We start from the raw sequence: 22,396 nt of genomic DNA on the forward strand, positions 1-22,396 counted from the left end.
TTGGATAAAAATGATTTAAAAGCGCATATTATTTCAATATGAAACAGTAAGATGATTTAAAATTATAAAATATAATTAAATATCTAATAATAGTTTTATTAAATAATAATAAGGTTCATATTTGTTTTAAAATTGTTATTAAATATAATAAATTATGTGTGGTATTGTTTGCGCATTTGATGTGAAGGAAAGTACGGAAGTACTAAGGCCCCAACTATTGGAAATGTCTAAAAAAGTGAGACATAGAGGGCCGGATTGGAGTGGTATTTATGCCGATGATAAGGCAATTTTGGCCCATGAGCGATTGGCTATTGTTGATCCGGCTTCGGGAAAGCAGCCGTTAATCAGTGCCGATGGTAAATTGGTATTGGCAGCCAATGGCGAAATTTATAATCATCAAGAATTAAGAAAACAGTTCGAGGGGAAATATGAGTTCCGTACACAATCCGATTGTGAGGTTATTTTAGCCCTATATCAGGAAAAGGGAGTCGATTTTGTTGATGACATGAACGGTATATTTGGTTTTGCCATATACGACTCGGAAAAAGACGAGTATTTCATCGCCCGCGACCATATGGGAATTATCCCGTTGTACATAGGTTGGGACAAAAACGGAACGTTCTACGTGGCTTCCGAGTTGAAAGCTTTGGAAGGCACTTGTTCCAAAATCCAACTTTTCCCCCCTGGTCATTATATGCACAGTTCTAACGGTGAATTTGTACGCTGGTACAAGCGGGATTGGATGGAATATGATGCAGTTAAGGAAAACGAGACCAGCATTGCAAAAATCAAAGATGCATTGGAAGCTGCGGTACACCGTCAATTAATGTCCGATGTGCCTTATGGCGTACTATTGTCCGGTGGATTGGATTCATCGGTAACATCGGCCATTGCAAAAAAATATTCCCAAAAAAGAATCGAGTCCGGGGACACGGCCGATGCTTGGTGGCCACAATTGCACTCCTTTTCGGTAGGCTTGGAGGGTTCTCCTGATTTGGCGGCGGCCCAAAAGGTGGCCGACCATATTGGAACGGTCCATCACGAGATCAAATTTACCATCCAAGAAGGGTTGGATGCCATAAAGGACGTTGTTTATAACCTCGAAACATACGATATTACAACCATAAGAGCTTCGACTCCAATGTATTTAATGGCCAGGGTGATCAAATCCATGGGAATTAAAATGGTCCTTTCGGGTGAAGGAGCGGACGAATTGTTCGGCGGATATTTATACTTCCATAAGGCCCCTAGTCCAAAGGATTTTCATGAAGAAACAGTAAGAAAACTGGACAAGCTGCACATGTACGACTGCCTTAGGGCCAATAAATCCTTGGCGGCCTGGGGTATTGAGGGGCGTGTGCCCTTTTTGGACAAAGAGTTTATGGATGTGGCCATGAGCATAAACCCAAAAGATAAAATGATCAACGGCGAACGCATGGAGAAATGGGTAGTGCGCAAAGCATTTGAGGATTATTTGCCCGAAAGCGTAGCCTGGAGGCAAAAAGAACAATTTTCCGATGGAGTCGGGTACAGCTGGATAGATACCTTAAAAGCTTTAGTGGAAGAGGAGATTTCGGATGAGCAACTAAAAAATGCCCATTTTAAGTTTCCAATTCAGACCCCTACATCCAAAGAGGAGTATTATTACCGTTCAATTTTTGAAAGTCATTTCCCTTCCGATGCGGCGGCTATGAGCGTGCCGCAAGAACCATCAGTGGCATGTAGTACCAAAATTGCCCTGGAGTGGGACGAGGCATTCAAGAACATGAACGATCCATCGGGAAGAGCTGTGGCTAAGGTTCATACCGATGCATATGTGAAATAACCCCTGTTTAAACCAACCAAACGATATGAAGCAGTTAATCTAACATGTTTCATTTTTTAATTAGTCAGAAAGCCCCTTTCCCAAGGGGCTTTTTTGTTGTTGGGGCCATGTTGGGGTACAAGCAATAAAAAGAGGCTGTTTTCCACACACTTTGTTGATAACTTAGGGGCTTGAGAGGGGTGTTTTAGGCCATTTCCACAGGGTATTGATTATATTTGTAAGATTTGAATTTTTGAGGCAAATACTGAATATATATGAGCGAAGAAGCTAACAAGAAACAATACTCCGCGGATAGTATCCAGGCCCTGGAGGGGATGGAGCACGTACGTATGAGACCTTCCATGTATATTGGAGATGTTGGGGTCAGAGGATTGCACCATTTGGTTTATGAGGTGGTGGACAACTCCATTGATGAAGCCATGGCGGGCCATTGCGATACGATAGATGTAATTATTAACGAAGACAACTCTATCACTACCCAGGATAACGGAAGGGGTATCCCCGTGGACCTGCACAAAAAAGAAGGTGTTTCCGCCTTGGAGGTAGTAATGACGAAGATCGGGGCAGGGGGTAAATTCGATAAGGACTCCTATAAAGTTTCCGGTGGATTGCACGGAGTGGGTGTGTCTTGTGTGAACGCTCTATCGTCCCATTTAAAGGCCACTGTTTACCGAGATGGAAAAATTTGGGAGCAGGAATACGAAAGAGGAAAAACGTTGTACCCAGTAAAAAGTGTTGGCGAAAGCAATGAGACTGGTACCATAGTAACCTTTGTTCCGGACAATACCATATTCACCCAAACCACAGAATACAGTTATGAGACCCTTGCCAATAGGATGAGGGAACTCGCATACCTGAATAAAGGAGTGACCATAACGCTTACCGACAAGCGCAATAAGGACGAAAAAGGAGAATTCGTTTCCGAAACTTTCCATTCCGAGGAAGGCCTAAAGGAATTTATCAAGTTTTTGGACGGTACTCGTGAGCCCTTGATCCAAAAGGTAATCTCCATGGAAGGGGAGAAGAACGGAATTCCGGTGGAAGTAGCCATGATCTATAATACGGGATACACCGAAAACCTTCATTCCTATGTAAACAATATCAATACCCATGAAGGAGGAACACATCTTTCAGGTTTTAGAAGAGGTTTAACATCGACCCTTAAAAAGTATGCCGATAATTCCGGCATGCTGGATAAGTTGAAATTTGAAATCTCTGGTGATGATTTCCGCGAAGGACTGACGGCGATCGTTTCGGTGAAAGTGGCAGAACCGCAATTCGAAGGGCAGACAAAGACCAAATTGGGTAACCGAGAGGTTACCAGTGCAGTGAGCCAGGCCGTATCCGAAATGCTGACCGATTATTTGGAGGAAAACCCGGATGATGCCAAACAAATCGTTGAAAAAGTGAAACTTGCTGCACAGGCCAGACATGCTGCGGCAAAGGCCAGAGAAATGGTACAGCGCAAGAACCCTATGAGTGTAGGAGGGTTGCCAGGGAAACTATCCGACTGTTCGGAGCAAGATCCTACCAAGTGCGAAGTGTTTTTGGTAGAGGGGGATTCTGCAGGTGGAACAGCCAAACAAGGTAGGGATAGAAACTTCCAGGCCATTCTCCCATTGAGAGGTAAAATCCTGAATGTGGAAAAAGCCATGCAGCATAAGGTTTTTGAAAACGAGGAAATAAAGAATATTTATACTGCTTTGGGAGTTACCATCGGAACCGAAGAAGATAGTAAGGCCCTCAATTTAGATAAACTGCGATATCATAAAGTGGTGATCATGTGTGATGCGGATGTCGATGGTAGCCATATTGAAACCCTGATTTTAACTTTCTTCTTCCGATATATGAGGGAGTTGATCGAGGGTGGCCATGTCTACATCGCAACACCACCTCTATATTTGGTAAAAAAAGGATCTAAAAAACGTTACGCATGGAATGATAAGGAGCGTGATCAGATCAATGCAGAAATGGGAGGGGGAGCAGGTATCCAGCGATATAAAGGTCTTGGTGAGATGAACGCCGAGCAACTTTGGGACACCACAATGAACCCGGAATTCAGAACTTTACGTCAAGTTAGTATTGACAATGCAACAGAGTCCGATCGTATATTCTCAATGCTAATGGGTGACGAAGTGCCACCGAGACGTGAATTTATTGAGAAAAATGCCGTCTATGCGAATATAGATGTATAGAATTCAGGCATTTCACAACAAAAACTCGCCCCAGCAGGGCGAGTTTTTTAGTTTTGGGTATAACTTCAATATTATGAAAAGACTAATTTTAGCGCTTGCACTAGTTACTGTGACCATGGGCAAGTCCCAGGATCTCAACGATATATTTGTTTCGGGAGTTGCGGATGCCGAGCGATTTGCCAACGCTTATTTGTCCCCGGTCTCGGAAGGAGCCATTTACAGCATCTCCAATGGATGGTACAATACGGCAGATGCCAAGCCCTTGGGTGGATTTGAGATTTCCATTATAGGAAACATGACCGGATTTAAAAACAAGGACGATAAAAAAGCATTTATATTGGATCCTGCCGATTACGATAACTTGGATTTTGTACAAAACCCGGGCCAGGCCAGAATGGTGTCTACCGCGTTAGGGGATATTGAGGGAGTAGAAGTTTTTGTGGAAGATGAAAGTGGTATCTTCAGAGAGAGTTTTGAGCTGCCCACAGGTCTTTCTGCTGAAAACCTCAATTTTATACCATCGGGGTATCTACAGGCCAGTGTAGGTTTGATCAAGGGGTTGGAAGTAAAAGCTCGTTTTTTGCCAAAGATCAAATTTGACGACGATGCCAAGATTGGACTGTTCGGGGCCGGATTGCAATATGATTTTACCAAAATATTGCCTGCCGATAAAGTATTGCCCGTTGCTATTTCTGCGGTAATTGGCTATACCAATTTAAATGGGGAATACGATTTTTCCGATTCTGATTTTATCAGCGGAAGTGATCAACGAATCGATGCTTCTTTCAGAACATGGAATTTTAGCGCCGTGGTCTCTACTAAAAATATCCCGGTAATTAATTTTTATGGAGGGATTGGATATATCACAGGGAACTCGGATATCGATGTGCTTGGTACTTACGAGGCCAACGGACCTTTCTTTTCAGAAACTGTGGTAGACCCTTTTACGGTATCGCAAGATGCAAGCGGAGTATCTGCTAATTTGGGTACCAAACTTAAACTGGGATTTTTTAGGTTGAATGCAGAATATAATTTCTCCGAGTTCAGCACATTTACCTTTGGAGTGAACTTTGGATTTAGGTAAGAGAGAATCAAAAATTACCGATCAAAAATAAAGAAGGCCCCGTTTCCGGGGCCTACTATTTTCATATATGTAGTCTTCACGTCATTCCCTGGTGGCGAAGACCGAGCCATTATCCAAGGTTAATACTTCGGGGGTTTTTGCTTTTTCCAAACTAACGGTTATATCGGTAACCTGTGGGTCGCCATAAATAATGGAATAGGCCCCATTTTCTTGCGACCATTTAAAATCGGTGTAGAAATCTAATTGGGAGTTGGTGTATCTCTGGTATCTTCCTAGATAGACATCGTTAAAAATCCACTCTTCACGGATCGTGTTCGAATTTTTTCCTTCAATAGTTGAAGATGCAGTTTTTGCCCAGATACCCAGAATGGGATCGTGGTTGTCCGGAACACTGGTACAGTTGCTTATGGCTATAATGCCAAGAATGGACAACAATGAAAAGAGCTTTTTCATAGGTCAAGTAGGTTACGTTAAATTTGGGACTATAAGAACGTAGGTTTGTAAGAATCTATTGTATAAAACGGATAAAATATTTTATTGCACAACTCTTATGCTGCTCAAGAGTGATCTAGGCATAGTTAAATCCATGTCAACTTTGTTGTTTTTACCGGAATTGATGGTCTAAAACTGGTAAATGTCAGTTTTTATCTGCCCTAAATGCCTTATTTTTGAGGACTAAAATTTAAATCTATACAAATGAAAGTTACCGTAGTAGGAGCAGGCGCAGTTGGAGCAAGTTGCGCTGAGTACATAGCAATGAAAAATTTTGCATCGGAAGTAGTTTTATTGGACATCAAAGAAGGGTATGCCGAAGGTAAGGCCATGGATTTGATGCAAACGGCATCATTGAACGGATTTGATACCAAAATTACCGGGTCTACCAGCGATTATGGTAAGACTGCCAATAGCGACATTGCAGTGATCACTTCGGGAATTCCTCGTAAACCTGGTATGACGCGTGAAGAGTTGATAGGTATTAATGCCGGCATTGTGAAAACAGTGGCCACAAGCCTTTTGGAGCACTCCCCTAACGTAACTATTATTGTAGTGAGCAACCCAATGGATACGATGACCTATTTGGTGCACAAAGCAACAGGACTTCCTAAAAATAGAATTATAGGAATGGGTGGAGCTTTGGACAGTGCCCGTTTCAAATATAGATTGGCCCAAGCCTTGGAAGCACCTATTTCAGATGTGGATGGTATGGTGATCGGCGGGCACAGCGATAAAGGAATGGTGCCCTTGATCGGCCATGCTACAAGAAACAGTGTAAAAGTTTCCGAGTTCCTATCCGAAGAAAAAATGAACTGGGTTGTGGAAGAAACCAAAGTTGGAGGTGCTACCTTGACCGGATTGTTGGGTACAAGTGCTTGGTATGCCCCAGGTGCTGCCGTTTCCAGCTTGGTCCAGGCCATTGCATGTGATCAAAAGAAAATGTTCCCTTGCTCATCACTGTTGGAAGGTGAGTACGGACTAAACGATATTTGTATAGGAGTACCGGTAATCCTAGGTAAAAATGGTATCGAGAAAATTGTAGAGATAGAATTGTCCGATGCCGAAAAGGCCAAAATGCAGGAAAGTGCCGAAGGTGTAAAAAAGACCAACGGACTGCTAGAGGTCTAGATTTAAACCCTATCGGTTAAAGTGTCATTTTGGGCATAAACCAAAAGAAAGTTACCATTAAATTAAATGGAAATTTCTAGGTTTGTCCGGGATGACATTTTTAATTTTATACCGTAACCATTAACAGTAATTGCAATTACATCAAATTCTATTGTCAAATCTTATCGGAAATGATATATTTGCACGCTGTTTAAGAAAACTTCTAAAAAATTAACAATCAATGCAGAATAAAGGACTTATAAGGCTTTTCGCGATCCTTTTTGGCTTGGTGAGCATCTATCAGTTATCTTATACTTTCATCACTAATAAGTTGGAGAAAGATGCTGAGGCTTACGCAATTGGCCAAATTTCGGAGGCTGAGGAAGATTATGTTGCAAAGCGCGAAGCTTTAGAGGCATCGTACTTGGATTCCATCAGTGATAATACTGTTTTGGGGTATACGAGCTACGCGGATGCCAAAACAAAAGAGTTGAACAAAGGATTGGACCTTAAAGGAGGTATCAACGTTACCCTTCAGATTTCCGTTAAGGATATTTTGAAAGGCTTGGCCAACAACACCAAGAACCCTGTGTTCAACAAAGCCTTGGCAGATGCCGACGAAGCATCAAAAAATAGTGACAACACCTATTTGGAACTGTTTTTCGAAGCTTTTGATAATATCAAAGGAGATACCAAACTGGCCTCACCGGACATTTTTGCCAATAAAGGACTGAGCGATGATATTAATTTTCAAATGTCCGATGATGAGGTAAAACCCATCATCAGAAGAAAGATTGATGAATCCATAGTTTCTGCGTTCGAAGTTTTGCGAGAGCGTATCGATGGTTTTGGGGTAACACAGCCCAATATTCAAAGAGAAGGTAACTCGGGAAGAATTTTGGTGGAACTTCCAGGGGCCAAGGATATTGCCCGTGCCCAGGAATTGTTGTCCAGTACGGCACAGTTGGAATTTTGGGAAACCTATCCACAGAGCAACCAAAGTATTGCAACGTTTTTGGTTAATGCCAACGAACGTTTAAAAGAGATTTTGGAGCCGAAAACATCTACCGAAGACGAAATCTCAAAACCGGAATCGGAAATTGATTCCCTGCTATCCGATGTAGCTCAAGACTCGTTGGATATGTCACAGGATGCCAATCCGATTTTGGGTAAATTGATTCCGGCCGATCCAGGGAGTCACGCCATAGCAAGAGCCTTGGTGGCCGATACCGCAGAAATTGGCGGGTATTTAAGAATGCCTGCAATTAAAAGGCTATTGCCGAATGATGTTCAGTTTACCAAATTCCTTTGGGAAAGACCTTCGCAAGATGCGGAAATAGTTGACTTGTATGCTTTGAAATCCAACCGAGAAGGTACACCAAGGATTAGCGGAGATGTTGTTTCCGATGCTCAGGATACCTTTGATCAGTTCAATAAACCGGCCGTTAGCATGACGATGAATACTCGTGGTGCCAAAGAATGGGAAGAATTAACGGGGGATGCCTACAACAACCAAACTGGTATTGCCATTGTATTGGATAACAAAGTGTACACTGCACCTGGGGTTTCTTCGGGGCCAATTTCTGGAGGGCGTTCGGAAATTACGGGAACATTTACTGTAAACGAGACCAAAGATATTGCCAACGTTTTGCGTGCGGGTAAACTTCCTGCTTCTGCGGATATTATCCAGTCAGAAGTGGTAGGCCCATCTTTGGGTCAAGAAGCTATCGATAGTGGATTTATGTCCTTTATGATCGCCATGGCGTTCGTATTGCTTTGGATGATATTCTACTACGGTAGGGCAGGAGTGTTTGCGGATATCGCTTTGGTATTCAATATTTTGTTGATTTTTGGTGTGCTGACCAGCCTTGGCGCTGTATTGACATTGCCAGGTATTGCGGGTATTGTACTGACTATAGGTATGTCGGTAGATGCCAACGTACTTATTTTTGAAAGGGTTAAAGAAGAGTTGGCGCGCGGAAAAGGAAAGGCACAAGCCATAGCCGATGGTTTTGGAAACGCTTTGTCCTCTATTTTGGATGCCAATATTACTACAGGTCTTACCGCGATCATTCTTTTTGTTTTTGGCTCGGGACCAATTAAAGGTTTTGCCACGACCTTGATGATCGGTATTGTTACTTCCTTGTTCACGGCCATTTTTGTTACTCGATTAATGATCGAGGCCTACACGAGCAAAAAAGGAAGGCGCCTCGATTTCAGTACAGGTATCACAAAGAACCTGTTTACCAATTTGGATATCAACTTCTTGTCCAAACGTAAGATTGCCTATGTGGTATCCGCCATTTTGGTAGCGGTGAGTGTTTTCTCGTTGTTTACCAATGGACTTAACCAAGGGGTTGATTTTATAGGAGGACGTTCTTATCAGATCCGTTTTGAGAAAGCTGTGAACCCTTCGGAGATTGCATCCGAACTTAATACGGTATTCGGTAGTGGTACCAATGTGAAAACTTTTGGTGATGCCAATCAGATAAAAGTGACCACACCATACAAAGTGGATCAAGAAGGAGTGGAGATAGATACGGAGATCCAGGATAAGCTGTACACATCGCTACAAAAATATTTGCCAGACGGAACTTCTTTTGAAGATTTTACCGTTGGTGCTTCCGAAAAATCTATCGGTATCCTTCAATCTGTTAAGGTTGGGCCTACCATCGCGGATGATATCAAGAAAAACGCTTTCTTGGCCATTATCGGTTCCTTGGCGGTAGTATTCCTTTATATTCTTTTCAGGTTTAGAAAATGGCAGTTCTCTTTAGGGGCTGTGGTAGCGGTATTCCACGATGTTATGATCGTTTTGGGTATATTCTCCCTTACAGGTAGCATAATGCCGTTCAACATGGAAATTGACCAAGCCTTTATTGCGGCCATCCTAACCGTAATTGGTTATTCCCTGAACGATACGGTGGTAGTATTCGACCGTATTCGTGAAGTAACTGGTCTAAAAGGCTGGAAGGGTGGAGAGCACATTAACTTGGCATTGAACAGTACATTGAGCCGAACCTTGAACACCTCGCTTACCACATTGATCGTGTTGTTGGCCATCTTTATTTTTGGAGGTGAGAGCCTAAGAGGATTTATGTTCGCGATGATCATTGGTGTAATCGTAGGTACATATTCATCTGTATTTATCGCAACACCGGTGATGTTCGATTCATTAAAGAACAAAGTTGCTGAAGCAACCGAATCGTAGTTTTTCGTTTTTTATATTACACTTTATATTAAAGACCCTCTTTTTTAGAGGGTCTTTTTTTTTGAACTATCCTGAATAAATACAATCAGTGATCAAATCAGTGGTTTTTGTAAAAGAATGCGTCGTGCGCCAATCTATTTATGAATTTTTTGTGATGGTTTGCCCGTCGATCCCATTTCGGATGGTTGTAGTTCAAAGATGTGTTCTGGATGCAACTGAGGTTCTTCTCTATGTGAGACAAAAACTATAGCAGTGTCGCTTTCTTTGGCCACCTTGTTCACCAAGGCAACAAAAAGATTGGCGCTCTTATCGTCAAGTCCAGCAGTAGGTTCGTCCAAAATTAACAAAGGAGGGTGTTTTATCATGGCCCGTGCCATCATAAGTAATCGGCTTTCACCAATTGTTAGATCTTTGAAATACTCATTTTTTCGAGTTTCCAAATTGAGTAGTTGTAGCCATTGTTCGGCCAAATTTTTTTCACGGTCGGTTGGTTGTACATACAGTCCAATGGAATCGTGCAGGCCAGAAATGATCATATTTTCCAGACTGTGGTATCCTCTAAATGTATTGGTGATTGCAGGAGTGTAATAGCCGATGTTTTGTTTGAGATCCCAAACACTTTCACCCTTGCCCTTTTGTAGGCCAAAAATGGTCAAATCTTGGCCGTAACCTTTATGGCTGTCCCCTGTGATCATGGACAATAGTGTGGACTTTCCGCTTCCATTCGGACCTTTCAATTGCCAAAACTCTCCTTTGTTTATGGTCCAATCTATATTGTTCAGTACTTGACGGCCATTAAAGCTGACCGAAACCTTCTTAAAACTTACCAGTTCCTTATGGTCAATTTTGACTTGTGACAAAGATGGAGGAATGGTGCCATTAAAAGGTATGGGTTCCATTTTGTTTTGCGTCCAAAACTCATCGGATGAACAATAGTGGTGTAGCGTATTTCCATCAAGTTTAAAAAAATCGGAAGTGTTGGGCAAAATATCATCCAATCTACTGACCAATTGTACCAAAATTTTGTTTGATGAAATATTTACAAGTTCTTCTTTTAATTTGGCTTGTGTGTCAGTGTCCAAATTATCGAATGGATTTATCAAGATTAAAAAATCCGGGTCTTTTTGAAGCAGATAGGTAAGTAGCGCTTTTTTTTGCTCTCCACTGCTCATGGTTTTTAACGGCTGTTCGCTGTCCTTGGTCAAAATTTTAATATCGTGGCGTTCCTCTTCGTCCATATAACGGTCAATTTCTGACTTTGAGAAAAGCAAACCTTTTAAGTTCTGTAATTCGAGCAGCCCATCAATTGGATCGTTCTTCAATAGATTTTGAACCAATTGATTGGTATTGGAATTGTTCTGCGTAAGGATAGTGTAGCTTTTGTGTAGCTTCATGAGGCAATTGGTATTGCCTTAAAATTACGATTATCCTCGCTTAACTCTAAAAATATGTACGGGATTGTTCTTATAGACTGTTGTTTTGTTCAAGTACATACCATTGTTTATTGCGACTTTTTGGGAGGGTATGTTGTCCACATGGATAATGGAGATCAGGGAATCCGAAAAATTGTTTTCAAACGCAAAGGCCTTACATTTTCTGGCAGCTTCAGATGCAAGACCCTTAAGCCAATAATTGGGTAGAATGGAATAGCCAATTTCCAGTTCCTGTACATTGTCCACAGTTTGAACTAGGAGTCCGCAAATACCGATCAGTTTTCCGGATTCTTTTAAAATTAGGGCGTTCATGCCGCCTAGATCGTTTTGATAGCGTTCAAATACCCGTTCGAACTGTGCTTTGCAAGCTTCTACGGGATCTTTGGGCAGACCGTCCCAGTATTGTGTGGATCTTGGGTCGTTGTAAAAAGGGAGCCAATCTTCGAAATCTGAATCGGTCAACTTACGATAAAGCAGTCGGTCGGATGTTTGGTTGTCCAGTAGGTATTTAGACATTTAATCACGTGTAAATGAAATGCTATCACCAACTTGTAGTCCCAATTTATCCGAAAGCCCTGCGTTAATTTCAAATACATATCTTGCAGGGACATTGGATGGTAAGGTATCTTCATTGAACGGTTGGGCGTTTTTCTGAAAGCTCACGATCTTCATTCCTGAATCAATGTAAATTATATCCAAGGGAATTTCTGTGTTCTTCATGTAAAAGTACTGCAAGGATTCTGTGGGCTGAATAAATAGCATTCCTCGATTCTCTTTCATGGATTTTCGATACATTAACCCAGTTTGGGTCTCATATTCCGACTCGGCAATCTCAATTTCAAAACTAGCCTTTATGGCTTCTGATTCTTCAGAAAGAATGGTTAGCTCTCCTTCTTTTGTAAAGGAAACCGTTTCTGTTTTAATGGCTTGTTTGGATTCGCTCTTGCACGATACCAGAATCAAAACAACCGTGAATACTATTATTTTTCCAAAATTTGCCATGTTGCTAAGGTTCTACAGGTGCTGGTTTTACCATAAAAAATACACCGATCAAAATCATGGGGATACTGAGCCATTGCCCAGTGGAAAGCATGCCGAGGGTATCTTCGAAACCGCCTTGGCTTTTTTTGTAGAATTCCACAAAGAACCTTACCACGAACAAAAGAACCATAAACAAACCAAAAAGGAAGCCCGGTTTGTTTTTCCAATCTGTTTTCCAGTAGAGCAGGTATAGAACCACGAATACGAAAATGTAACAAATGGCCTCGTACAATTGGGCGGGATGGCGAAATGGTATGGACTGTAAAACTTCAGAGAACTCCGGGTTGTGCTGAATGGCTTTGTAGGCTGCGTTCGGTGTTTTTTCTTTGGTGAGTGCCATCGCTTGATATGCAGGCATATCGTCCGAATCACGGATAAAACGAGTTGCTAGGAAATAGGCTTCATCCACTTTTTTTCCATTGATCTCGGAATTGAAAAAATTACCGAACCTCACAAATGCGGCACCGATTGCAGAGGGAACCACCAACCTATCCAATAGCCAAAGCATTTTAATATCTTTCCATTTACGAGTATATAACCAAATACCGATAATGGCAGCGATAGTAGCTCCATGACTGGCCAAGCCTGTAAAGCCGGTAAACTCGTACCCGTTGATGATGCCGAAGAGCGAACTGTTCGCGTTCTCGTGGATAGGTAAAAGGATTTCTGCCAAATGATCTTTATAGTAGTCCCAATCGTAAAAAAATACGTGTCCCAATCGTGCTCCGAGCATTATGGATACCACGGTATAAATAAAAAGGGAATCCAGTTTTTCCATGGACTTCTTTTCGTTCAAGAAGATTTTCTTCATGATGAACCAGCCTAATATGAAGGCGGCAATCCATAGCAAATTGTAATATTTTATCTGTAGAAAACCCAGTTTAAAAAGAGTTCCTTCGGGGTTCCAGTCAAATCCTAGAAAGTACATTGAAATAAATTTTGGACTAATATAACTACTTTGAACGGTTGCAGGGTGTTAATTAAAGTGCAATTTTTTAAGGGACAGGATCATATCCGCTTCCTCCCCAGGGGTGGCAACTGGCTATACGTTTAATAGAAAGCCATCCGCCTTTAAAGAGTCCGTGCTTTTTTAAGGCTTCCAAGGTGTATTGTGAACAAGTGGGGGAATAGCGGCATGTGGAAGGAAACATGGGCGATATAAAAAGTTGGTAAAACCTTACCAACAAAACAAATGGCGCTATCAAAATTTTCTTCATATTATCTTCCGGGTGAATCCAAGGACAAGGTATGAAAAAGCCCCGAATTTGTCGGGGCTTGCTTTATGCTTCTTCTGCGGGTTGTACGGGCGCCAAATGTTCTCGTTCCTCATCCGTGTACAATCGTGATTTGATGACAAAACGGAGTCCCAACGGAATTTCCAGGCTAAAACTGGCACCACGTCCCGTGGTCACATCGACCGTGAGCTGTGTGTGTTTCCAGTATTCGAACTGGTCCTTACTCATAAAAAAATCACAGCCGTGGATGGTGCCCAACTTCACATCGTTCTCATTCAGCATCAACTCACCTTTTGGAAAGCACATGGGAGAGGAACCATCACAACAACCTCCACTTTGATGGAACATCAGTTCATCGTGGCGTTCCCTCAATTGATCAATTATTTTTATGGCATGGTCCGAAACCAACACACGTTTAATCAAGTTTTCCATCCTAGAAAAAGCCTAATTTGTTCTTATCGTAGGAAATCAGCATATTTTTGGTCTGAGTATAGTGGCTGAGCATCATTTTATGATTTTCTCTTCCGATTCCTGACTTTTTGTATCCTCCAAACGGTGCATGTGCAGGGTAGTTGTGATAGCAGTTTACCCAAACCCTGCCAGCTTGTATCTGTCTGGAGATTTTATAGGCTTGGTGCATATCGCGTGTCCAAACTCCCGCTCCCAATCCATAAAGGGTGTCGTTGGCGATTTCCAGTGCTTCTGCTTCATCTTTAAAAGTGGTGACACAGACCACGGGACCAAAAATTTCTTCTTGGAATACGCGCATTTTGTTGTTTCCTTTCAAAATAGTGGGCTGAATGTAATACCCACCTTCCAGGCCTTCGTTATAAGCAGCGTCACCTCCTGCCAGAACTTCGCATCCTTCTTCTTTACCTATTTGGATGTAGTTCATGATTTTCTCGAACTGATCATTCGATGCTTGTGCGCCCATCATGGTGGTTGGATCCAACGGATGGCCAAGTTTGATGGCTTTGGTACGCTCTATAACTCGCTCAATGAATTTGTCATAAATGCTTTCCTGAACCAATATTCTGGATGGGCAGGTACAGACCTCCCCTTGGTTCAAGGCAAACATTACAGCGCCTTCCAAACATTTATCGAAGAACTCATCATCCGCATCCATAATGCTTTCGAAGAAAACGTTCGGGGATTTACCGCCCAACTCCAAGGTCACGGGAATAATGTTCTTGGACGCATATTGCATGATCAATTGCCCAGTAGTGGTTTCTCCCGTAAACGCGATTTTTTTTATGCGTGGACTGGAAGCCAATGGTTTTCCTGCTTCCAAGCCAAATCCATTTACAATGTTAAGTACGCCTGCGGGTAGAATATCCTCTATAAGTTCCATCAAAATAAGGATTCCAACGGGTGTTTGCTCTGCAGGCTTAAGTACTACACAGTTCCCAGCGGCCAATGCGGGGGCCAATTTCCATGCGGCCATCAGGATAGGGAAGTTCCATGGGATGATTTGCCCGACCACACCTAGAGGCTCCAAAACGTTCATGGACACGGTGTTGGAATCCAACTCACTTACGGAACCTTCTTCTGCGCGAATTACTCCCGCAAAATACCTGAAGTGGTCAACCGCTAATGGCATGTCCGCGGCACGTGTCTCGCGCAAGGCTTTGCCATTGTCCCAGGTTTCGGCACGGGCCAAAGCCTCGAGATTGTTTTCCATAACGTCGGCAATCTTTAACAATAAGTTGCTGCGGTAGGTTGCGGAGGAATTGTTCCATTCTGGTGCTGCCGCCCACGCTGCATCGATGGCTTTGTCCACATCCTCGGACGTAGATCGCGCAATTTTGGTGAATGCATTCCCATCGACAGGAGAAATATTGTCAAAATATTCCCCTTTTGTCGGTGGGGTCCATTTTCCGCCGATGTAATTTTCATACTGATCTTTGAACTTAGGTTTTTCCAAAACACTACGTTCCGTAGTTTGTACATTGCTCATAATACTTGTTGTTAAAATTAATTTTTATGTGTTGCGCACTTTGCTCAAGTGGCTGATTCTAAAAGTATTGATTTTGAACCCCGTATATCTGACGTATACTATTAATGACATGACCAATTCTCTTTGTTTTTATACTTTTAACAAAAAAAAGTATCATAATTTTTATATTTATTAAGTATTTATATAATTTATTAAGAAGTAGGTATTTTATATGCATTTACCGGATAAATTCTTTAAAGAAAGAAAGCTGGAATATTTGGTCGAGAACCAAACCTCCTATACTTTGAACAATGCTTCAATGCATGTTTTTGAGACGCATCTGCAAGCAGAAAAAGTATTCCTTCAGTTTGATCAACCTGTGCTCGCCTCTATGCTGATAGGGAAAAAGGTAATGCATCTCAGGGATAAGAAGTCATTTAATTTTTTGCCGGGTGAGTCCTTGATTCTTCCCTCCAATGAAGTTATGTGCATTGATTTTCCAGAAGCAAACGAAGAGAATCCGACACGTTGCTTGGCCATGGCCATTTCCGATGAAAAAATAAACAAAGTCATCAATTTAATGAACGAAGTAATGCCGAAACACGATGGAACTGAATGGGTTTTGATGGATTACAACTACCACTTTACCAACGATGCCAGTATTTATGGTATTATTCAGCGATTATTGTACTTGTTCACCGAGAACCATCCGTCCAAAGACTATTTTGTGGACAACATGCTTCAGGAATTGATTATTCGAATTTTACAGGGCAATACGCGGGAAAAATACATGCAAAATGCCTCTAAAATAAGTTCTAACAATCGGTTGGCCTATGTAATCGAATTTATCTCCCAGCACTTGCACGAACCTTTGTCCGTAAGTGATCTGAGCAAAAAAGCCTGTATGAGCGAATCGCATTTCCATAAGACTTTTAAAGAAGAATTAGGAGTAACCCCGATTGATTACATTAACAGCGAGCGCATAAAAATGGCCATCAATCTCTTAAAAGATCCCGATAGGAAAATAAAGGAGATTTATTTGGAATGTGGGTTTGAAAACCGCTCGTATTTCAACCGTTTGTTCAAGCGAAAAATACACGTTTCGCCAGGGGAGTACCAATCAAAATTTATCAAGCATTAATTTACGCTGAAAGTGGTCCCGTCCTTACCATCTTTGATTTGGATGCCCAGTTCAACCAATTGGTCCCTGATTTTGTCGGAAGTGGCAAAGTCCTTTTTGGCACGGGCTTCATTTCTAATATCAATCAATAATTCCATAACTCCATTGAGCGTATTGGAATCATCTTTGGCCATGGATTGATTTTCGATACCGAGCACATCGTAAACAAAGGCTTTAAGTGAACTGGAAAGCACCTCTTTGTCCTCTGCAGAAATTGTTTCCTTGTCCTCTTTGATCAAGTTGATATGCTTTACGGCCTCGAACAACTGTGCAATTAAAATTGGCGTGTTGAAGTCGTCGTTCATGGCATCGTAGCATTTCTGCTTCCAAGTAGCCACATCAAAATCTGTTTTGTCTGCGGTTTTCAGTTTATCGATTCCGTCCAAAGCATCCATCAAACGGTTGTACCCTTTTTCAGATGCCTGTAATGCTTCGTCACTAAGATCTAAAATGCTGGTGTAATGGGCCTGCATCATAAAGAAGCGAACCACTGCAGGGGTGTAGGGCTTGCTTAAAATATTATTGTCGCCGCTAAAAATTTCGGCAGGGTAGATGTTGTTGTCCGTGGATTTGGACATTTTTCTGCCGTTCAGGGTCAACATATTGGCGTGCATCCAGTAGTTTACAGGGGATTTACCCGTACTGGCCTCTGCCTGTGCGATCTCGCACTCGTGGTGGGGGAATTTAAGGTCCATTCCTCCGCCGTGAATATCGAAGGTTTCGCCAAGATATTTGGTGCTCATGGCAGTACACTCCAAGTGCCATCCGGGAAAACCATCTCCCCAAGGGGATGGCCAGCGCATGATGTGCTGGGGTTCCGCTTTTTTCCAGAGGGCAAAATCCTGAGGGTTTCTTTTTTCGTCCTGGGCGGTAAGCTCTCGAGTGTTGGTGATCATATCCTCCAACTTTCTACCACTTAATTTTCCGTAATCGTGATCTTGGTTGAACTTGACCACATCAAAATATACAGAGCCATTTGCTTCGTAGGCAAATCCTTTTTCAAGGATCTCTTTAATAATCTCTATTTGCTCAATAATATGACCTGTGGCCGTTGGCTCAATACTGGGTGGTAAAAGGTTGAATTGCTGCAGGGTGTTATGGAAATCCACGGTGTAGCGCTGCACCACTTCCATGGGTTCAATCTGCTCCAGTTTGGCCTTTTTTGCAATTTTATCCTCACCTTCGTCAGCATCGTTTTCCAAGTGTCCGGCATCGGTGATGTTTCGAACGTAACGCACTTTATATCCCAAATGTTTGAAGTACCTAAAGATCATATCGAACGACATAAACGTGCGGCAGTTGCCCAAGTGCACGTTACTGTATACGGTAGGACCGCAAACATACATGCCTACGTGGCCTTCGTTTATGGGTTCGAACAGGTCTTTTTTTCCGGTAAGTGAATTATGGATTCGTACTGGTTGGTGTTTATAAAGTTGCATTAATCTTTTAGGATTAAAATTCGGTTTCTAGTTTAATGTAATCCAGGAACTCTCTTCGTGTGGCTTCTTCTTTAAACTTTCCGCCATATTCCGCGGTTACCGTGCTGCTTTCTATATCGCGGATTCCACGGGAGTTGACACAAAGGTGTTTTGCGTCGATAACACAAGCGACATCTTCGGTGCCCAATACTTTCTGGAGTTCCTTTACAATTTGGATGTTCATACGTTCTTGAACCTGAGGTCGTTTGGCAAAATAATCTACAATACGGTTCATTTTGGAGAGACCAACCACGGTACCATTGGAAATATAGGCAATATGTGCCCTTCCTACAATGGGCAGCAGATGGTGTTCGCAAGTGGAATAGACCACAATGTTTTTTTCCACCAACATTTCACCGTACTTGTATTTATTGTCGAACGTGGACGATTTTGGTTTTCTATCAGGGTGCAATCCTCCGAAGATTTCCTGTACGTACATTTTTGCTACGCGTTTTGGTGTTCCTTTCAAACTATCGTCATCCAGATCAAGTCCGAGCGTAAGCATAATTTCTCTTACATTGCTCTGTATTCTCTCGATTTTTTCTTCATCGCTCAATACAAAAGCATCTTCTCTCATGGGTGTGTCGGTAGATGCAGACCCTACATGGTCCTCACCTCTTTCGTCGTGTTGTTCTTCCAAAGTTTGCTCAAGTTTCATAGCTGTTGCTTAAAGAGAGCAAAGATATACATTAATGAACGATTTAACATCTGGTATCAAGGGTTTGACAACATAAATTATTGTTAAGACCTATGCCATGGTACTTTTATAATGCGCAAACCTACAGTGTTTTATGTTCAAATCGATTTCAAAGACTTTACTTCTGTTCTTATTTTGCCAATGTGCTCTGGCACAGGTGGCCCAAGATTGTACGGATGCCATTCCCATTTGTAACAATACTCCTATCAATGGAGGTACCAATGGTTTTGGTTCCGACGATTTTTACGGTGCGACCTCTAGTGGGTGTTTGGAGCAAACAACTACTGGTGCCATTGAATCCAACTCATCCTGGTACCGGTTCAGGACCGCAGAGGCAGGTCAGTTAGGGTTTAATATTGGCCATAATAGCAACGAAGATTGGGATTTTGCACTTTATCGAGCTACCGATTGCAATAATTTGGGCGAACCCATTCGGTGCAATTTTTTTGACAATAGTGAGGGAGCCAGTTTTATTGGAGTAGGGGAAGATCCTACAGGTGATTTGGATTCGGTACATTTTGAAGATTGGGTTCAGGTGCAGGCTGGTGAAGATTACTATTTGTTCATCAATAATTTTAGCAATGTAAATTCTGGTTTTTCCATACAGTTTACTGGTGATATTTGGGAGAATCATCCGAATACTGCATTGGACTGTTCCATTGTTAGTAACCTTCTGGGTCCACCCATAGCCGCATGTGAGGGCGAGAATATTATCTTGGATGCTACTACCTCCGGAGCCCTGGGATATGAGTGGTACATGGATACGGGCATTGGTTTTCAGTTGATTACAGGTCAGGTGAGCTCAGTTTACAGTCCACAAGTTTCGGGTCAGTATCGCGTAGTGGTTTCAACGCCTAGCGGAAGTGAAATAAGCGATGTTCAGGTTGGCTTCAACCAAGTTCCGGTGACGGGCACGCTTGAAGATGAGTCTGTTTGTTATGATTTTGATACGATCTTTGATCTGAATGCAAAGAATTCCGAAGCGCTGGGTGGCATGGACCACCAAAGTGTCATGGTGAGCTATCATGCCTCCCAACAAGACGCCTTCGCAGGAATCAATGCCTTGGATAAGGATTACATGCCCATAGGTGGTGCGGAAACGATCTTTGTTAGGACCACGTCTTTGTCCAACCCGGATTGTTACGATGCCAGTCAAAGTTTTATTTTGAATTCCATTGAGATCCCGGTTTTAACCTTTGATCAGCAAGTGGTGATTTGTGAATCGGTAGGCGTTTTAGAAATAGGGGAAACAACACCCGACCCCAACTATAGCTACGAGTGGGAATCCGGCGAACAAACACCGTCCATTCTGGTTTCGGAAGAAGGGGAATATACGCTCACGGTGAGCAATGAATCCAATGGAGTTGTATGCGAAACTGTCCGTACCGTGTCTGTAACGATATCCAATTTGCCGGTAATTTCGAGTATCGATATCGAGGATATGAGCGTAAACAACACCGTAACCATCAATACAGAAACTTCTGGGGCCTACGAGTTTAGTATGGATGGTGGAGAGTTTCAGGAAAGCAACCTTTTTACAGCCGTAGCTCCAGGTGTTCACAGAGTTACCATGCGAGATCCCCATGGTTGCGGCGAGGTTCAAGAAGATATTGTCGTTGTTGGGTTTATGCCCATTTTTTCTCCTAATGGGGATGTTTTGAACGAAACATGGCAAATAGAGGGGCTTTCTACTTTAAATTCTCCAATAGTCACCATATTTGATCGTTATGGAAAACTTATAAAACAGATGACGGAGTTCGACCCTGGATGGGATGGCAGCTTAAATGGGAAACCACTTCCCTCTACCGATTATTGGTTTAAATTATCTTACATAGACGAGAGTGGGAACAGAACCTATGCCAAGTATTTACAAAGTCACTTTTCTTTGAGAAGATAACGGAAAACGTCCCGTTCATCGATTAACTGCAAATTTTTCGGATAAAAACATACTAAAACGATGAGTTAAGGAGTTATACAGGTTATAAATAGAATAACCTTTAGCCCCAAAATTCTATGAAAGCCCTTTTCAGCGCTGTCTGCTGTTTTTTTCTATTTCAAGCGACAAGTGCGCAAAACTCGCCAGATTGTAGAACTGCAATTCCTGTTTGCGCCGACGCGCCTATCTTGGGGACCACCGATGGAGGTGGGGATATCGACGATTTTGACCCGGAAGTGATTACCCAAACAGGATGTTTGGAAAAAGGAAGCGTAAGTTCTGCCAATATAGAAAACAATACGGGCTGGTTTGTATTTAGGGCTGGAACAGACGGTCAAATAGGGTTTGATATTGAGGCATTGCCCGTTAATCCCGGAGGCCCTATAACGGCGGAATGGGATTTTGCACTATATGGGCCATTTGATGAAACATCCAATGATAATTTTTGTACCATAATAGGGGATGGCAGCGCCCAGCCGATTCGCTGCAATTACGAATACAACGACACAGGTTTTACCGGAATTGGGGTTAATCCTGTGGATGGCCGGGAGGGAGCTCCCTTTGTAAAGTCCAGTCAAAACACTTACGACGAATGGCTAAATGTGACTGCTGGGGAAATTTACTATTTGTACATTAACAACTACAACACCAATTTTGATGACGAGCCAGAAGATTTTATCCTTACGTTTACAGGGTCTTCGGTAGATGCTGATCAGAACAGCGCATTGGATTGTACACTTCGTGACCAGTTTTTAGGGTTCGATATTGTTGCTTGCGAGGGTGACCCGGATATCACCTTGTCAGCTTTAAACTCGCCGGCGGGTTCCAATATCACTTCAGTAGAATGGAGTGTGGACTATGATGATGATGGAATTATTGATGCTACTTTGCCAGGAACAGGTTCTTTTGGTGCCGAGTTGGTGGTTTCAAGTCCTAATTCAGGAAGATATTATGTTGAGATCGAATGGCCTTTTGGTAACCCTTTGACCGACGACATCTTGATTACCTTTTACGGAACGCCCGAATTGGATGAGGTCCGGGTAATCGACGATTTGGTAAACAGTGATCAAACTGACCCCTACAATATCGAGATTGTGCCCGTGGGCGATGGTAATTACGAATATGCCATTAACGGTGGAGAGTTTCAGGACGACCCCTTGTTCTACGATGTGCCTCCCGGGATAAATACCGTGGTGATCAACGATAAAAACGGATGTGGTATAACCGATCCTATTGAGTTTTTAGTGGTCGGTTATCCTAAATTTTTTACTCCCAATAGCGATGGGGTTCACGATAACTGGAATGTTTACGGTGTTGAGGAGTTGGTGAATCCGGTGGTTTATATTTTTGACCGTTATGGTAAACTATTAAAACAAATAGATGTAAATATCGGTTGGGACGGAACATTTAATGGTCGTGATATGCCCTCTTCCGATTATTGGTTCCTTTTGGATTATGAACGCGACGACGAGGGTGTATTGGTGGCTACCTCGGTTCGCCGACACTTTTCATTGGTGCGATAAAAAAAGCCGGAATTTCTTCC

18 protein-coding genes are annotated in these 22,396 nt (G+C 42.4%); 8 read left to right on the top strand and 10 right to left on the bottom strand.

The features are described from left to right. Positions 1–154: 154 nt before the first annotated feature. The 3 genes from asnB to ACXAFK_RS05395 all read left to right on the top strand — a co-directional run bounded on the left by asnB (position 155) and on the right by ACXAFK_RS05395 (position 5,104). On the top strand, positions 155–1,825 hold the full coding sequence (asnB, locus tag ACXAFK_RS05385) for an asparagine synthase B (RefSeq protein WP_474957049.1): 1,671 nt from the start codon (positions 155–157) through the stop codon (positions 1,823–1,825). A 254-nt stretch (positions 1,826–2,079) separates the two neighbouring features. Then, positions 2,080–4,020, top strand: coding sequence for a DNA topoisomerase (ATP-hydrolyzing) subunit B (gene gyrB, locus ACXAFK_RS05390; protein ID WP_224835328.1), 1,941 nt, complete (start codon positions 2,080–2,082; stop codon positions 4,018–4,020). Positions 4,021–4,093: 73 nt separating this feature from the next. Beyond that, positions 4,094–5,104 (top strand): DUF6588 family protein, encoded by a 1,011-nt coding sequence (locus tag ACXAFK_RS05395; RefSeq protein WP_338193381.1) that lies wholly within the window; start codon positions 4,094–4,096, stop codon positions 5,102–5,104. A gap of 81 nt (positions 5,105–5,185) precedes the next feature. Here ACXAFK_RS05395 and ACXAFK_RS05400 read toward each other — a convergent pair whose 3' ends face one another. Continuing rightward, entirely contained in the window at positions 5,186–5,557 is a 372-nt protein-coding gene (locus ACXAFK_RS05400; RefSeq protein ID WP_224835326.1) for a hypothetical protein, read from the bottom strand. A gap of 243 nt (positions 5,558–5,800) precedes the next feature. Here ACXAFK_RS05400 and mdh point away from each other — a divergent pair, with 243 nt between their 5' ends. Then, positions 5,801–6,727 carry a malate dehydrogenase gene (gene mdh / locus ACXAFK_RS05405; protein ID WP_224835325.1) on the top strand — a complete coding sequence of 309 codons (927 nt, stop codon included), beginning with the start codon at positions 5,801–5,803 and terminating at the stop codon, positions 6,725–6,727. A gap of 220 nt (positions 6,728–6,947) precedes the next feature. Next, positions 6,948–9,917 (top strand): protein translocase subunit SecDF, encoded by a 2,970-nt coding sequence (gene secDF, locus ACXAFK_RS05410; RefSeq protein WP_252079073.1) that lies wholly within the window; start codon positions 6,948–6,950, stop codon positions 9,915–9,917. 134 nt (positions 9,918–10,051) lie between these two features. On the opposite strand, the gene ACXAFK_RS05415 is transcribed toward secDF, so the two are convergent. The 7 genes from ACXAFK_RS05415 to exaC all read right to left on the bottom strand — a co-directional run bounded on the left by ACXAFK_RS05415 (position 10,052) and on the right by exaC (position 15,583). Next, a complete protein-coding gene (locus tag ACXAFK_RS05415; RefSeq protein ID WP_474957050.1) occupies positions 10,052–11,311 on the bottom strand; it encodes an ATP-binding cassette domain-containing protein in 1,260 nt (419 codons plus the stop codon). 30 nt (positions 11,312–11,341) lie between these two features. Beyond that, positions 11,342–11,866, bottom strand: a complete 525-nt coding sequence (locus ACXAFK_RS05420) for a GNAT family N-acetyltransferase (protein WP_474957051.1) — start codon at positions 11,864–11,866, stop codon at positions 11,342–11,344. Continuing rightward, positions 11,867–12,352, bottom strand: coding sequence for a DUF192 domain-containing protein (locus tag ACXAFK_RS05425; protein ID WP_474957052.1), 486 nt, complete (start codon positions 12,350–12,352; stop codon positions 11,867–11,869). A gap of 4 nt (positions 12,353–12,356) precedes the next feature. Then, complete coding sequence (gene lgt / locus ACXAFK_RS05430) at positions 12,357–13,319, bottom strand: prolipoprotein diacylglyceryl transferase (protein WP_224835320.1); 963 nt, start codon at positions 13,317–13,319, stop codon at positions 12,357–12,359. A gap of 67 nt (positions 13,320–13,386) precedes the next feature. Continuing rightward, a complete protein-coding gene (yidD, locus tag ACXAFK_RS05435; RefSeq protein ID WP_224835319.1) occupies positions 13,387–13,608 on the bottom strand; it encodes a membrane protein insertion efficiency factor YidD in 222 nt (73 codons plus the stop codon). 63 nt (positions 13,609–13,671) lie between these two features. Then, the gene (locus ACXAFK_RS05440) at positions 13,672–14,058 is read right to left on the bottom strand and encodes a DUF779 domain-containing protein (RefSeq protein ID WP_474957053.1); all 387 of its coding nucleotides are present in this window, start codon (positions 14,056–14,058) and stop codon (positions 13,672–13,674) included. Position 14,059: 1 nt separating this feature from the next. Next, entirely contained in the window at positions 14,060–15,583 is a 1,524-nt protein-coding gene (gene exaC / locus ACXAFK_RS05445; RefSeq protein WP_224835317.1) for an acetaldehyde dehydrogenase ExaC, read from the bottom strand. A gap of 211 nt (positions 15,584–15,794) precedes the next feature. On the opposite strand from exaC, the gene ACXAFK_RS05450 reads away from it, so the two are divergent. Further along, positions 15,795–16,703 carry an AraC family transcriptional regulator gene (locus ACXAFK_RS05450; RefSeq protein ID WP_224835316.1) on the top strand — a complete coding sequence of 303 codons (909 nt, stop codon included), beginning with the start codon at positions 15,795–15,797 and terminating at the stop codon, positions 16,701–16,703. Here ACXAFK_RS05450 and cysS read toward each other — a convergent pair. After that, entirely contained in the window at positions 16,700–18,181 is a 1,482-nt protein-coding gene (gene cysS, locus ACXAFK_RS05455; protein ID WP_474957054.1) for a cysteine--tRNA ligase, read from the bottom strand. The genes ACXAFK_RS05450 and cysS overlap by 4 nt on opposite strands. Before the next feature lie 13 nt (positions 18,182–18,194). Beyond that, positions 18,195–18,878 (bottom strand): GTP cyclohydrolase I FolE, encoded by a 684-nt coding sequence (gene folE, locus ACXAFK_RS05460; protein ID WP_375334443.1) that lies wholly within the window; start codon positions 18,876–18,878, stop codon positions 18,195–18,197. A gap of 133 nt (positions 18,879–19,011) precedes the next feature. On the opposite strand from folE, the gene ACXAFK_RS05465 reads away from it, so the two are divergent. Continuing rightward, positions 19,012–20,814 carry a T9SS type B sorting domain-containing protein gene (locus tag ACXAFK_RS05465; RefSeq protein ID WP_474957055.1) on the top strand — a complete coding sequence of 601 codons (1,803 nt, stop codon included), beginning with the start codon at positions 19,012–19,014 and terminating at the stop codon, positions 20,812–20,814. Positions 20,815–20,930: 116 nt separating this feature from the next. Continuing rightward, positions 20,931–22,376: a T9SS type B sorting domain-containing protein gene (locus ACXAFK_RS05470; protein ID WP_474957056.1), complete on the top strand. Its 1,446-nt coding sequence runs from the start codon at positions 20,931–20,933 to the stop codon at positions 22,374–22,376. Positions 22,377–22,396 lie beyond the last annotated feature (20 nt).

The organism is Flagellimonas sp. ABD4_174, assembly GCF_056160185.1.